Source organism: Mycobacterium helveticum (assembly GCF_007714205.1).
Taxonomy (GTDB): Bacteria; Actinomycetota; Actinomycetes; order Mycobacteriales; family Mycobacteriaceae; genus Mycobacterium; species Mycobacterium helveticum.
This window is the reverse complement of record NZ_VMQU01000004.1, coordinates 16,748-30,826: the sequence shown is the minus strand read 5'-3', so window position 1 is coordinate 30,826 and position 14,079 is coordinate 16,748. Positions and strand designations below refer to the sequence as shown.

The following is a 14,079-nucleotide window of genomic DNA, read 5'->3' as shown; positions in this document are numbered from 1 at the left end:
TCACCGCGTCTACCCCGCTGCGGTCGATCAGGTCCTCGGCCCGTTTTTGTGCGCCGCGTAGAGGTGCTCGCGAGGCGGTCGCCGCTCGTCGGTCTCGGTCAGCATCGGTGGATGACCGGGCACGGCTCCGTACGCGAGCACTGACGATGAGAACACCAGCCGTTGACAGCCCGTTGCGGCCATGGCGTCCAATACATTCCGGGTCCCGCCCAGATTGATCTCCTCGGTGGCGGCCTCGGTCTTGAGCGGGGCGACAACCCACGCCAAATGCACGACTGCGTCACATCCAGACACAGCGTCGGCCACCGCACGGGCGTCACGGACGTCGCCGGCCGTGAAGGCGACGCCGTCGACGAGAGTCCGCGGCCGGGTGCGAGCCATGGCGGTGACGTCATGGCTCGCGGTGACCAGGCGGCGACACACGGCACGGCCGAAGGGTCCCGTCGCCCCGGTCACCAGAACTTTCATCTAACGCACTCCGTGAACTCCGGCAGTGCTCAGCGCCGCCTTGTTGCCGGTCGGGTCCGGCCGCACCACGATCGGGGTGCCGATCGGTTCGCCGTCGATGAGCAGGTCGAGAAAGTCCTGGTCGCCCTCAGCGGGGTTGGCCAGGAAGCGGCAGTCGTCCGCATCGAGGCGGCCGACGACGATGCCGACGGGACCGGATTTGGTGTGGCGAACCGTGTACGTCTCGATGCGAGCGTCTCCCTCGGGGACCTGTGCCACCTCGGCGATGGGCCGAGCTTGCAGCTCGGACTGGAGGGCGGCACTTCGGTCGGCTCGCCAAGGACGGGGCGTCGTCGAGTAGATGCCGACCGAATACTTCGACAAGGTCCCACCATTGGCGCCGACCAGCCCGTGCGAACCCGGGCGTTCGCGCATCGCGCGGACCGTCTCGGCGATGGCGTGCATCGAATAGTTGTTGCCTGCGCCGCCGAAGTAGGGCAGCCCACCGGGCAGCGTCAACCCCCGAGGATCATCAGCCGAAAGACCCAGCCCGTCAAGCACATTGGACACGGCGATAGGGAAACAGCTGTACAGGTCGAACGTCGCTATCCCGTCGACGTCGACGTCGGCGACACGCAGCGCTTCCAGCGTCGCCGCCACGGCCGATGGCGCCCGACTCAAATCAGGACGCTCCAGCAGATCTCGTTCGCGTAGGTCTGCGTGTCCGTGCAGGAATACCCAACGATCCTCAGGCACACCGACTTCGGAGGCGGCACTCACCGTCATGACGAGCACTGCGGCACCCTGGTTCACCTGATCGCGCGCCACCATCAACCGCGGGTACGGGTCGGCGGTCATGCGGTTGGACTGGGTGATCGTGGCCAGCTCGGTGCCACTGCGTTCGACCGGCGACGCCGCGAACGGGTTCGTGGCGGCGACGCTGCTGAGCGGAGCGAACAGCTGAGCCATCTGGTGGCGGTACTGCTCACGAGCCAACCCCAGCCGCGCCCGGCGGGCATTCTCCAGCAGTGCGTATTGCGACGCCGCGTCGACCAGCCCGTGGGCGACGAATTCCGCGCCGCTCATGCCTTCCAGTCCGTATCCGCGGTCGTTCAGTTGTCCGTGGACGACTTCGGAGAAATCGGGCTTGTCGTCGGCGGACATGAGATGACGGACAGTGGAGATGGCTTCAGACCCCAACAACAGAACGACGTTCCGCTCGCCGGCGGCGGTGGCTGCCGACATTTCGTTGACGAGGTGTTGGGGGCTCTGGCCGCCCACCACCTCCAGGATGGCGTCGGCGGGACTGGCCCCGATGCGTCGCGCGACGGACCGCGGGTAGTTCGTGGACTTTCCCAACGGCGCCGTCGCCCACGGGGTGGAGATTTCGAACTGGCGGACTCCGGCGATTGTGTCGATCCGGCGAGCGGCAGCGGTCGCGTCGGCACCGCAGTCGCGGAGTGCGGCACGCGCGGCCTCGCTGGCCAGTTCGACCGCCGACAATCCCCGGTAACCGGGATCATCGATCCGTTCGCTGAATTGACCGACACCTACGATCACCGGTGTGTGGGGATCGATGGAACCGCTCATCCCGTTGTGCCTTCGGACAATTCGAGGACGCCCTCCCGAGCAAGCTGATCTACCTCGGTGTCACTGAGTTTCAGCACCGCGTGGCACACCGACCGGGTGTCTTGTGCCATGGTTGGTGCCGGGTTCAATAGCGGTGGCGCGATCGAATCGAAGAGCGCGATGCCGGTCTCGACAGTGAGCGGCTTGTCCCAACCGGGTTGCCGCAGTTGGCCCAGCGCGTGTCGATGCGCAAGCTGCGGATCGTCGAGCAGGTCCTTGACGTGCACAGCGGCGCCGGCCGCGACGCCGACAGCCTGCAGTTGTGCGGCGGCGTCCCGGGGGTCGAGCGGCAACGCCCACTGCCCGACGGCTCGATCGAGTTCCTCGCGGTGAGCCAGCCTGCCGTCGGCTGAGCGCAGGTCGTCGCGACGGGCGAGATCGTCTCTACCGATGGCCGCGGCCAGATTGATCCAATCGGCATCGCCGTCGACCGTCACGACGCAGTAGGCGTCCTCACCGTGGCAGCGATATACCCCGGACGGCGCGTCGAACTCACCGACGTTGCCCCGGGCGGTCATCGTGCCTGGCTGCACCGATTCGCGCAGATAGTCGGTGCACAACTGGACGAAAACCGTCTCCATCTGTGCCACGGTGATTTTCGTGCCCTTGCCGCTGCGTCGGCGGGCCACCAGGGCGGCGATGATGGCTGCCACAGCGACCCGTGCCGCGGCGTGATCGGGGTAGACGGTCATGTCGTCGCCGAACCCTTCGGGTGCGTCGGGGTGCCGCCACAGGGTGGTCAGCCCGACTGCCGCCCGCACCAGCGGGCCGTAACCCATGCGCTTGCTCCACGGTCCGCTGCTGCCGAAGGCACTGCTTTCGACCACGACGATGGCGGGATTCAGCTCGCGCAGGGTGTCGTTGTCGAATCCCAGAGACTCCATCGTGCCGGGCTTGAAGTTCGTCAACAGGACGTCCGAGTTGGCGATCAGGCCGCGCATCAGTTCGGCACCACGCGGATCCCGCAGATTCAGGCCCAAGCTCAGCTTGTTTCGGTTACCTACTGAGAAGGCATGGCTGACCCGTTCCGGGGTGTCGGCCTGGCGCGCCCCATCCATGAACGCCCGGTTCTCGACCTTGATGACCTCGGCCCCCTGGTCGGCGAGCAAGCGTCCCGTTTCGGCGCCTACCACAATCACCCCGAGGTCCAGGACGCGAAGCCCTTCCAGCGGGCGCAGGCTGGGCGCAGGCGAAGGTGAACTCGCAGATCCAGCCGGCACACCGCCACCGACACCGCTGAGCACTTCGTCGGTGTGCTCACCCAAAGTGGGTGCCCGAAAACGGAATCCAGCGCGTTCGCCACCGAATTCCAGGTAACCGTTGGCCATCCGACCGACGAGCCCGGGTGCGACTTCGGCATCGACGAACGCCCTGCGGCTCGTGGCATGATCGCTGGTTGCGGCTTCGGCGGGCGTGTTCACACTTGCGATGGGGATACCGAGTTCGCTTGCCCGCGCGACGATGTGATCGCGAGTCTTGTCGGCGAACAGTTCGGCGATCACTTTGCGGAGTGTGTCCCAGGACGTGAACCGGGTGATGAGTTGCTCGAACGACGGGTCCGCGAACTCCTGGGGCTCTCCAAGCCAGATGAACATCGCCCGCCAATGCTTGGGCGCAAGCATGCACAGCCGTACGTGGCCGTCGGCGCACGCGAAGATCGGGTAGAGCATTCGCGCGTCCGGTCGCCCCGGTGGAAGCTCGGAGATCGGGCGGCCCATGGTGGCGGTGCCGGCCATCCCAAAGCCCGGGTCGAGCCCTTGCACGGTCATGTCGTGCAGGGCGCAGTCGACGTAGTCGCCGAGGCCGGACTCGAGCGCGCGATAATAGGCGATCAGCGCGGCGTACGCCGCCTGCACGGCGCCGGCCTCGGTGGCGAAATCGCCCGGCGGCAACAGGGGCTCGCGATCCGGAGCGCCGGATCGGGTCAAGGCGGACGACATCGCCATCTGCACTGCCTCAGTGCCTCGCCAGTCGCGGTAGGGGCCCGTCTGCCCGAAGGCGGTAATCGACACCACGACGAGTGCGCGGTTGCGCTCTCGCATGACACTGGGCCCCACGCCCAGGCCGTCCAGCGTTCCGGGAGGCAGGGATTCAACGACAATGTCGGCGCGATCCACGAGCGACAGCAGGGCGGCGCGACCCCGGTCGGTGCTCAAGTCGAGGACTACGCCCCGTTTGTTGGCATGTGCGGTGAGAAAAGGAAGTCCGAGACGGTCATGTTGCGGGTGTGCACGTCGTGACGCGAGTCCCTCAGGCGGCTCGACGAGCACCACGTCAGCGCCCAGCTCGGCCAGCAGCCGTGTCGACGAGGCGGCGACACCATCCGTCAGGTCGATGACCCGCGTCCCACTCAGGGGCAACTCGTGCCTCGGACCATCACCCGATGGTGTCGACATCGTCGTTCGTCTCCATGTCGTTGCGCCTCTTTCGGTCTGCGGTCGGAATTTGTCGAACATCTTGACCCGATAGTAGACCTCGACATTGCTTACCTAGTAACCTATGTTGGCACTAGGCGGCGCGGCCAGCAGGACAGAGGTGAACGGATGCAGAAACCGATGACCGGTGTGCGCGTCCTCGAGGTCGCGCAATTCACCTTCGTGCCTTCTGCGGGAGCGGTCCTTGCCGACTGGGGCGCCGACGTCATCAAGGTCGAGAACCCGGTCACGGGAGATGCGCAGCGAGGCCTCGTCACCGTCGCCGGCCATTCCGCCACCACCCCGGGAGTGTCGTTCTCACCCACGGTCGAAGCCCCCAACCGCGGTAAGCGCAGTGTCGGACTATCTCTAGCTTTGAAGCAGACCCGGCCAGTGTTCGAGGAGCTCGTCCGGCGCAGCGACGTCTTCCTGACCAACTTGCTGCCTCAGGCGCGGGCGAAATTACGGATCGACCTGGACGAGGTACGCCGCATTAATCCGTCGATCGTCTACGTTGCGGGCAGTGGATTCGGGAGCGAAGGGCCCGACCGTGAGATGGGCGCGCACGACGCGACGGCGTTCTGGGCACGCGCCGGCAACGCCGACGGGGTCACGCCGACGGAATCCGAGGCGCCGACGGGCATGCCGGCGGGTGCCTTTGGCGACAACATCGGCGGCATCACCATCGCCGGCGCCGTCGCCGCTGCCCTCTACGGAAGGCAGACGACCGGCCAGACGTCCGTCATCGACGTATCGCTGCTGGCGGTCGGGGCGTGGGCCAATCAGTCCAGCGTCAACCTGGCCATGCTCTACGGCTGTCCGCTGCCAAAGATCGACCAGCGTATGCAAGCCCCGGGTAACCCGCTTACCGGCGCCTACCGATGCTCGGACGGCCGCTTCATCCAGCTTTCGATGCTCCAGCCCAGCCGGTACTGGGCATCCGTCTGTCGACTCTTCGGACTCGACGCAGCCGCCGCGGACGAGCGGTTCGCTTCGCTCGAGTCGTTGGCGGCCAACGCCGATGACGCCGCCGCGCTGCTCGCCGACGCGATCGGATCGCGGACCTTCGACGAGTGCACGCGACTGCTGAGCCTTCTCAAGGGCCAGTGGTCTGCGGTGCAGGACGCCTGGGAGGTCGCCCACGACGAGTCGTTGATCGCCAATGGGCGCATCGCCGACCTTCGGGACGCCCAGGGCAATCAGCAACGGCTGGTGGCGAACCCGGTGAAGTTCGATGAGGCGGCGGCCCACCTGACCCGGGCGCCGATGTTCGCCGAGCACACCGATGAGGTGCTGCGGGAACTCGGCATGAACGATCACGACTTGATCGAACTGAAGATCGAGGGCGCCATCACCTGAGCCTGGTCAGCCCAACACTATCGACGGTGGTGGCGTGAATCCCGGGTTCGCCAACGCCGTTGCCATACCGCTGCCGATGGGTCCTTGGTCGTCGAATAGCGTCGCCACGCCGGTGGCGACCCCTGCGTGGCTGTAGTGCGTCATCGACGCCAATCCGATGTAGACGCCTTGCGGCAAGCGACTGAGCGTGACGGTGTAGTCGGCGTTAATGAACTGCAATCCTTCAGTGCCCCAATGGGTTAACGAACTGGTGACGTCCCCGGCCATGACGGCGCGGGTGAAGGGCGACAGTGGCTCGTTGTCGACGAGCAGCTTGGTCTCCCGCAGCCAGACGGACTTCTGCCCATGGTGTCGCCACTCGGTGACTCCGACACCAGGACTGCCCGCGACCGGGTCCCGGCCGAACGAATGCAGCACCATGGGGACATCGTCGGCCAACGCGTCGGGTTCCGCCGGTACCGAGGGCATGCTGATCGGCGACGTCCACACCGTGTCCACGGCATGCTCGCTGCGGCGAAGGAACAACGCACTGGCGCGGGCCACCACCACGTCGTTCTGAGTCATGACCGCGTCGACCGCGCGAAGTCGCCGGCCCTCGCGCACCGCCGACGATTGCATCTGCAGGGGTTGCAGCGCCACCGGCCTCAGCAGATCCACCGTCAGCCGGGCCGGCTGCATGTCGACGTCGTCGACTTCTTGCTCGACCGCTCGCGCCAGCAACCCGCCGATGTAGTTACCGCTGATTGACGGACCCCAGGGTCCTTGCGTCAATCGGGTTGGTAAGTAAGCGTTTCCGTCTGTGACGAAGAAGCAGGTCGGCGCGGAGTGGGCCGGCTTCGCTGATGAGTCCTCCACTTGATCCTTACCCCCGTAACCGGCATCGCTCGATAAGTATCTGCGCCACACGTTCCGGATCGCTGAACATCAATTCGTGGCAGGCATCAACCGGGATGACGGTGTCCACCCCGCCCAGGGCGGCGATGCTTGCATGCTGCGATGCCACGGACAGGGCCCGGTCGCGGGTGGTCAGTATCCAGGTGCGTGGGACGTCGGCGGGTAGTCCGCTACGGTCCACCGGCTCACCGGGTATCCGCGCTGACTCGGCATGCAACTTCGACATCGCCAATCGGCGCTGCGCGGGGGTCATGCCGTTGCAGAACGCCCAGCGTGCCGCAGGCGTTGGAATCTTCATGGGTCTGCCGATACGGGCGGCGCGCCGAGCGAAGACCGCTAGCGGCCCACCGAGTGTGTCCGTTATGGCCGAGCCCTGAGGCGGAACGAATGCCGTTGCCAGGATCATCTCCCGAACTCGGGAGGAACCGAGCTTAGCGACGACGCCGGGGACCGTTACCCCCGCCATCGAGTGGCCCACGATCACGATGTCACCTAGCCGCGCTTCCTCGATGTCGGCGATGACGGAGTCCACCCACTCGGAGATCGTCACGGTTGCGAGGTCACCTGGCTTGTTGCCGTGCCCGGGCAGATCCACCGCGAGAGTGCGCAATCCCGGTTCTCGACGGTGTATTTCGGCGACGACGAGATCCCAACAGTCGCCGGCGTGCTCGCCGCCATGGACGAGCACCAGGTCGGGCAGAGTCATGGTCGGTCCCTCATCGGTCGATCAACCGGGAGCTCAGCGTGTCGATGTCGGTGCGGAAGTCGGTGTAGCTCCTGCTGGCCGGCTCGATGGTGATCCACGTGACGCCCGCCTCGGCGTAGGCGTCCAGCCGGGGCCGCACCGCGGCACAAAACCCGGTGCAGTCACCGCTGGCCAGCAGGTCTGCTTCGAACGGGACGAAGGCGACGTCGGCAGCGTCGCGGCCGGACTCCGCGCGCTGCTTGTTCACTCTCGCGACCCACTCGCCAAGCGTCTCGATGTCTTCCAGGGGCCGGGAGCGGGTGATCGCAGCCATCTCGCCCGACGCGGCCATCGGCATCCAGCCGTCGGCGACCTCGGTGACCCGGCGCTGCGCGGCCGCGCCGTTTCCGCCGATCCAGATCGGCGGACCGCCCGTCGTCAGCGGCGGTGGCAGCGCGACATGTCCGCTGACCCCGAACTCCGGCCCGTCGTGGTCGACCCCCGCCCAGGTCGCCCTCCAGGCGGCGATTGCCTCGTCGAGCAGCGCGCCGCGCCGGTCGAAGTCGGCTCCCAACGCCTGGAATTCGGCCTTGAGATAGCCGGCTCCCGTGCCTAATGTGAACCGGCCACCTGAGAGCAGATCGAAGCTCGCTGCGGCCTTTGCCGTCAGGTAGGGGTTGCGATAACCCGACACCAGGATGTAGGTCATCAATCGGATGCGGGTGGTGGCGGCCGCCGCGAAACTCAGCGACACGAACGGATCGAAAGCGTGGTGGCCGCCGCGAGCCAACCACTCCCGGTCGGGATATGGGTGTTCGGACATCGAAAAGCCGTCGAAGCCTGCGTCTTCCACCAATTGTGCGACATCGCCGATGCCTACGCCCTCGCACCACCTGTTCCAGTGCTTGACGGCCCGCATCGGGAACATCAGGTTGTAGCGCACTTCGGCCCCTTTCAGCTCCATTGTCGCAGCGACTATTTCACCAGTGATCGCGCGATGACTTCGCGCTGCACTTCGGTGGCGCCTTCCCCGAGCCGCTTGACCCGCAGGTCGCGAAACCATCTTTCCAGCGGCAGTTCGGTGGAGATTCCCAGGGCGCCGTGAATCTGGATGCAGCGGTCCAGAACTCGGTAGGCGGCCTCGGTGGCGAACATCTTGGCCGCCGAGGCGTCTACTCGAACGTCGCGGCCGAGGTCGGCGTTCCAGGCGGCCTGGTAGATCAGCAGCCGGGCGGCCCGCAGGTCTACCTCACTGTCCGCAAGCATCCACTTGACGCCCTGCTTATCAGCAAGTCTGCCGCCGAAGACATCCCGGTCCTTGGCCCATTGGCAGGTCATGTCCAGTGCGCTCTGCGCGATGCCGATCGGGCCGGCCCCGTACACGATGCGGCCGTGTACCAGGAACTCGCTCGCCAGCGAAAGACCCTGACCCTCATCACCGATCAGTCGGTCCGCGGGTACCCGCGCATTATCGAAGTGCAACTCATACGGGGCAAACGATGCCATCACAGGGATGCGGCTGAACGTGACGCCCGGGGTGTCCTTCTCGAGAATGAATGCCGAGATACCCTGGCGCCCCTCACCGGTGCGGGCGTACACCACACCCCAATCGGCATCAGGGGCGTGCGAAATCCACATCTTCGAACCGTTGAGCACGTAGCCGTCGCCGTCACGCACCGCCTTGAGTTTGATCGCCCGCGCCGGATCCGACCCACCGGAAGCCTCGGTGATCGCGGTGTACGCCTTGGACATGGTGCCGTCGATGATGGGCTTGGCGTATCTGTCGAACTGCTCCGCAGACGCCTTGAACATGATGTTGGGCGGGTTGCCGCCGAACGCACCGAGGGCCGGAAAGAAGGCTCCCATGCGGCATTTCGCGGCTTCTGCGGCGACCACGACTTGGCCGAGCACGCTGAGCCCGGCGCCGCCGTACTCGGCCGGCGTCTGCAGCGCCCACAGTCCGAGCTCCCTGGCTTTCGCCTGAAACTCCACGAGTTGTTCGCGAGGTAACCCGACCGCGTCGTGTTCCAGCTTCTCTTCGAGTGGATGCACCTGCGCAGCCATGAACCGCCGCACCGTGTCGCGCAGCATCACCAATTCTTCGGGCAGCTGCCACGCGCCAGAAGGCTCTTGGGCCACTAGACCCGTGCCGCAGCGGCAGCCCGCAGGTCCCGCGCGCTCTGCAGCTGCGGCTCGTGATTCGCCTCGTATCGCTCGATCCAGTCGGGTGGCAGTTTGCCCCACGCTTCACCGATCCGCAGCCGCTGCGCGGAGCTGAACACCTCCGCGGCCACGACGTCGCCGACGAAGATGGTGTTCTCGTCATTGTCCAACGATCCGGTGATGCGGCACTCCACGTAGCTGTGGGCATCGAGCAGGATCGGAGCGCCCGTCACACCCGGCTTGGTGCGCAGCTTCGACATCTTGTCGCCATCGCGGCCCGAACTGCCGCCAAGTGTCATCAGGATTTCCATGGACTTGTCGATCTCGTCGGGACCGGCCGACAGCATATGCATCACGAAAATGCCCGAGTTGACCAGCATGTCGTGGGTCTTGTTGTATTTGGTCAGGCTGACCGTAGCGCGTGGCAGTTCGGGCACGATGCTAGCCGAGCCGGCCGACAGCGACATCAGGCCATTCAAGAAAGGGGGGTCAACGCCGTCGTCAATCGTGGTTACTGCCACCGGAAATGGCCGCAGTCCGGCCAGTACCTTGTCGGCGGCCGCGAGGTCTAACGTCATGTCTTTCGTCCCTTTTGTCGTTTCAGCCGAGCGTGAACGGGTCGCGGGTCTCCCCGGACAGCTCGACCCACACCGCCTTTGTCTCGGTGAAGTCCTTGACGGCGTCGATGCCGTTCTCCCGCCCGATGCCGCTGTAGCCTATGCCGCCGAACGGAACGTGCGGCGCGACGACGCGGTACGCATTGATCCACACCGTGCCCGCGCGCAACTTGGCGGCCACCCGGTGCGCGCGGTGAACGTCCTTGCTCCACACCGCGGCGGCCAATCCGAACTCGGTGCTGTTGGCCGCGGCGACGGCCTCGTCCTCGTCGGCGAAGGTCATCACCGCCAGTACGGGTCCGAAGATCTCCTCAGCGACGGCACGCATCGAGGGGTCGACACCGGTCAGCACCGTCGGCTTGACGAAGTAGCCGCCGTGGTCACCTGCCGGCTCGCCGCCGTAGGCGATCGTCGCACCCTGTTCACGTGCGGAAGCGAAGTGCGACAGCACCTTCTCGTACTGCGGCTGGTTGGACACCGGGCCCATCTCGGTCGTCGGGTCCTTCGGGTCTCCCAGCTTGATGGTCGCCGCCCTGGCGACGATCTTGTCCACCAGAGCGTCAGCGACGCTGTGATCGACCAACAGCCGCGAGCCCGCCAGACACGTCTGGCCGGTGGCGGCGAAGACGCCGGCGATCACCCCGTTGGCCGCGGCGTCGAGGTCGGCATCGGCGAACACCACCTGCGCCGACTTGCCACCGAGTTCGAGTGAGAACCGGGTCATGTTTTCGATCGCGGCCTTACCGACCTCGATGCCGGTGGTCGTCGAGCCGGTGAACGCGATCTTGTCGACACCCGGGTGCGACGCCAGCGCAGCACCGGTCTCCGGACCCCAGCCGGTGACGACATTGATGACACCCGGCGGAAAGCCCGCCTCGGCGAACAGCTTTGCGAACGCGAGAGTCGACGTCGGGGTGTGGTCGCTGGGCTTGACGACGAACGTGCAGCCTGCGGCCAGGCCGGCGGCGAGTTTCCACGTCAACAGGAGCAGCGGTGAGTTCCAGGGCGTGATCGCGCCGACCACACCGACGGGCTCATGGCGCGTGTAGACGAGGTAGTTGGGTTTGTCGACCGGTATGACGTCTCCCTGCAGCTTGTCCGCCAGCCCGCTGTAGTAGCGGTAGTAATCTGGCAAAGACCGCATCTGGCCGACCATCTCGCGAACCAGCTTGCCGCCGTCGCGCACCTCGAGTTCGGCCAGCTGCTCTGCCTCGCGCGCGATGACCTCAGCGAGTCGCCCCAGCAGCTTGCCGCGGGCGGTGGCAGTGAGCGCACCCCACGGTCCGTTCAGCGCGGCCCGGGCTGCGGCGACGGCGCGGTCCACGTCGGCAGCCCCACCGTCGGGTACCCGGGCCCAGGGTCTGCCGGTGAAGGGATCGACACTGTCATAGGTCAATCCCGAGGCGGCGGGCAATGATTCGCCCCCGATCAACAGGTCGAAGTGAACCAACGCCTCCGTCGCGGTGTCAGTCATGCGTCCTCATCGAATGCGCGGTTTCTTCTTGTTGTTCAACGAGTCCGGGGTGGCCCCGGCGTTGCCGAGGTCGGTGAAGAACTTGCCGTGCCGGGCGGCGACACTGGGGGTCAGATCGCGTGCTTCCCACATCGCGCGCACGGTGCCCTGAACGCCATTCGGTCTGCGCGCGGCGATTTCGGAGGCCAGTTCGAAGGCGCGGACGCGTAGTTGATCGTCCGGTACCACCTCGGTCACGAGCCCGATCCGCAGAGCGGTCTGCGCCGACATCCGCTCCTCGCTGCCGAGCAGCGCCCAGCGCATCACCTCGCCGTACGGCACGCCGAGGGCCAGCATGCCCATCGGCTCCAACGCCGAGACGATGCCCGCATTGGCATGCGGGTCGAAGAACGTGGCCGTCTCGCTGCAGATCGAGAAGTCGCACTCGTTGACGAAGTACATGGCACCGCCGGCCACGATGCCATGCAGTGCCGCGATCACCGGCTTCCACACCTTGTGTGCCTTGGGTCCCAGTAATTGGCCCGGATCCTCCTGGTTGAAGATGGGCTGGTGTTTCCACCAGGTGCCCTCGGTGACGTCGATACCGGTGCAGAACGCGCGCTCGCCGTTGGCGGTCAGCACCGCGACGCGGATTTCGTCGTCGTCACGGACTCGGGCCCAGACTGTGGCGAGTTCGGAGGCCATCTGTTCGGTGAAGCTGTTGAGCTTCTCGGGCCGGTTGAGCGCCACGGTGGCGACGTGGTCGGTCACTCGGAATTCAATGGTGGCCAGGTCGGTCAACTCGATCACGTTCGCTCCTCGGTCGGTCCGGTGGATACCGGCATCTTCGCATCCGACTCGCTGACGTGGTTCACCTGGTTAGCTATCTCGCGCTTGAGGATCTTGCCCGCGGGGCCCAAGGGGAACTCGCGCCAGAACACAAACCGGCGGGGCTGCTTGTAACCGGCCAGTTCCGCGCGGCACAGCGCGGCAAGTTCGGCGCTCAGCGCGCCCTGATCGCTGACGTGGGGTTTGGGAATCACCGCGGCGACCGGCGTCTCACCCCACTCGGGGTCAGGCACCCCGACCACCGCCACCATGTCCACGTCCTGGTGCTGGCCGAGCACTCGCTCGATCTCCGCTGGGTAGACGTTGAACCCACCGGAGATAATGAGATCGGTTTTGCGGCCGGTGATGTGCAGGTAACCCTCCTCGTCGAGGTAGCCCAGATCGCCGCTACGCAACCCGTCGGGCCGGAACGTCTCGGCGGTCTGCTCGGGCCTGTTCCAGTAGCCGATCGCATTGGCGGGGCTGCTGATCACGATTTCACCGACATCGCCGGTCGGGGCGTCTTTGCCGTCGACGTCGATCACGCGGATCACGCACATCGGAGTTTCCCGCCCGCATGAGGTCGCGATCGAGGTCTTGCCGGCAACGATGTCGCGATGATCCTGCGGGGTGAGAATCGTTGCCTGTCCACCGCATTCGGTGAGCCCGTAGCGCTGCTGCAGGTCGCAGCCGAGCAGGTCCATCGCCTTACGCGCCAGGCCCGGCGGTACGGGGGCCGAACCGTAGGAGATGCGCCGCAGGCTCGACATGTCCCGCGGCGGGCCGTCTTCGAGGATCGCCAGCGTCCGGTGCAGCATCGTCGGGATGAACGTCGTGAACGTGATCGCACTGCGTTCGATCTCGTCGATCACCGCCTGCGGGTCAAATCTCTGGTGGATCACCATGGTCTGACCGAGATAGAGCCAAGACACCGTGCGGACCATGCCGCCTGCAGTGAAGAACGGCGTCGTCGCGAGCATGACGTCGGAGCGATTGGCCTCGGTGACCAGGTTCGTGTCCGCCGCTTGGTAGAGCAGGCCGCGATGGGTGTGCATCACACCTTTGGCGCGACCGGTGGTGCCACTGGTGTACAGGATGACGGCGACGTCGTCCGGTGTGACGTCACGACACCCGGTGCCGGGCTGTGATTGCGCCAGCGCCGTCTCGTAGTCGGTGACCAACTCACCCGTACCGAGGGCTGATCGCGTACCCGCACTCAATATCAATGCCAGGTCGGTCAATTCGCCGAGGAACTTGTCCAGGTGGTCGGCGTGGATGATCACCGCCCGCGCGCTCGAGTCGTCGCGGACGTGGGCGACCTCGTCGGGAGCCAGCCGAATGTTGACCGGCACCGCGATCAGCCCGGCCTTCGCCAGGCCGAACGAGATCTCCGGCCACTCAATGCAGTTGCGGGCGAGCACCATCACCCGGTCACCGGGCACCAGTCCCCGGCCGATCAGGAAGCTGGCCAGCCTACGGGCTCGCTCGTCGACCTGCGACCAGGTGAGCGACCGGTCGGCGTCAACGAGCGCACGCTTGTGGGGGTAGCGGCGGGCGTTGTTGGTTGCGATGTCACCGATGAGCATCAGA

The 14,079-nt window shown here is 66.0% G+C and carries 12 protein-coding genes; 1 reads left to right on the top strand and 11 read right to left on the bottom strand.

From position 1 onward, the window contains the following. Nucleotides 1-27: 27 nt before the first annotated feature. The 3 genes from FPZ47_RS01570 to FPZ47_RS01560 are packed head-to-tail and all read right to left on the bottom strand — an operon-like array spanning nucleotide 28 to nucleotide 4,472. The gene (locus FPZ47_RS01570) at nucleotides 28-468 is read right to left on the bottom strand and encodes an NAD-dependent epimerase/dehydratase family protein (protein WP_144945450.1); all 441 of its coding nucleotides are present in this window, start codon (nucleotides 466-468) and stop codon (nucleotides 28-30) included. Next, nucleotides 469-2,037 carry an acetyl-CoA acetyltransferase gene (locus FPZ47_RS01565; RefSeq protein ID WP_144945453.1) on the bottom strand — a complete coding sequence of 523 codons (1,569 nt, stop codon included), beginning with the start codon at nucleotides 2,035-2,037 and terminating at the stop codon, nucleotides 469-471. Then, nucleotides 2,034-4,472 carry a CaiB/BaiF CoA transferase family protein gene (locus tag FPZ47_RS01560; protein ID WP_144945456.1) on the bottom strand — a complete coding sequence of 813 codons (2,439 nt, stop codon included), beginning with the start codon at nucleotides 4,470-4,472 and terminating at the stop codon, nucleotides 2,034-2,036. Before FPZ47_RS01560 ends, FPZ47_RS01565 begins: the two co-directional genes overlap by 4 nt. Nucleotides 4,473-4,619: 147 nt before the next feature. Here FPZ47_RS01560 and FPZ47_RS01555 point away from each other — a divergent pair, with 147 nt between their 5' ends. Next, nucleotides 4,620-5,849 carry a CaiB/BaiF CoA transferase family protein gene (locus tag FPZ47_RS01555; protein WP_144945459.1) on the top strand — a complete coding sequence of 410 codons (1,230 nt, stop codon included), beginning with the start codon at nucleotides 4,620-4,622 and terminating at the stop codon, nucleotides 5,847-5,849. 6 nt (nucleotides 5,850-5,855) lie between these two features. On the opposite strand, the gene FPZ47_RS01550 is transcribed toward FPZ47_RS01555, so the two are convergent. The 8 genes from FPZ47_RS01550 to FPZ47_RS01515 all read right to left on the bottom strand — a co-directional run bounded on the left by FPZ47_RS01550 (nucleotide 5,856) and on the right by FPZ47_RS01515 (nucleotide 14,075). Further along, nucleotides 5,856-6,620, bottom strand: coding sequence for a thioesterase family protein (locus tag FPZ47_RS01550; protein WP_210419805.1), 765 nt, complete (start codon nucleotides 6,618-6,620; stop codon nucleotides 5,856-5,858). A gap of 91 nt (nucleotides 6,621-6,711) precedes the next feature. Continuing rightward, nucleotides 6,712-7,449: an alpha/beta fold hydrolase gene (locus FPZ47_RS01545; RefSeq protein WP_144945465.1), complete on the bottom strand. Its 738-nt coding sequence runs from the start codon at nucleotides 7,447-7,449 to the stop codon at nucleotides 6,712-6,714. Between the two features lie 10 nt (nucleotides 7,450-7,459). Next, on the bottom strand, nucleotides 7,460-8,392 hold the full coding sequence (locus tag FPZ47_RS01540) for an LLM class F420-dependent oxidoreductase (protein WP_144945468.1): 933 nt from the start codon (nucleotides 8,390-8,392) through the stop codon (nucleotides 7,460-7,462). An 11-nt stretch (nucleotides 8,393-8,403) separates the two neighbouring features. Further along, the gene (locus FPZ47_RS01535; RefSeq protein ID WP_144945471.1) at nucleotides 8,404-9,519 is read right to left on the bottom strand and encodes an acyl-CoA dehydrogenase family protein; all 1,116 of its coding nucleotides are present in this window, start codon (nucleotides 9,517-9,519) and stop codon (nucleotides 8,404-8,406) included. A gap of 47 nt (nucleotides 9,520-9,566) precedes the next feature. Beyond that, a complete protein-coding gene (locus FPZ47_RS01530; protein WP_144945474.1) occupies nucleotides 9,567-10,169 on the bottom strand; it encodes a flavin reductase family protein in 603 nt (200 codons plus the stop codon). 22 nt (nucleotides 10,170-10,191) lie between these two features. Next, nucleotides 10,192-11,682: an aldehyde dehydrogenase gene (locus tag FPZ47_RS01525; RefSeq protein ID WP_144945477.1), complete on the bottom strand. Its 1,491-nt coding sequence runs from the start codon at nucleotides 11,680-11,682 to the stop codon at nucleotides 10,192-10,194. 6 nt (nucleotides 11,683-11,688) lie between these two features. Next, complete coding sequence (locus tag FPZ47_RS01520) at nucleotides 11,689-12,471, bottom strand: enoyl-CoA hydratase/isomerase family protein (protein ID WP_144945480.1); 783 nt, start codon at nucleotides 12,469-12,471, stop codon at nucleotides 11,689-11,691. Beyond that, nucleotides 12,468-14,075 (bottom strand): class I adenylate-forming enzyme family protein, encoded by a 1,608-nt coding sequence (locus FPZ47_RS01515; RefSeq protein ID WP_144945483.1) that lies wholly within the window; start codon nucleotides 14,073-14,075, stop codon nucleotides 12,468-12,470. Before FPZ47_RS01515 ends, FPZ47_RS01520 begins: the two co-directional genes overlap by 4 nt. Nucleotides 14,076-14,079 lie beyond the last annotated feature (4 nt).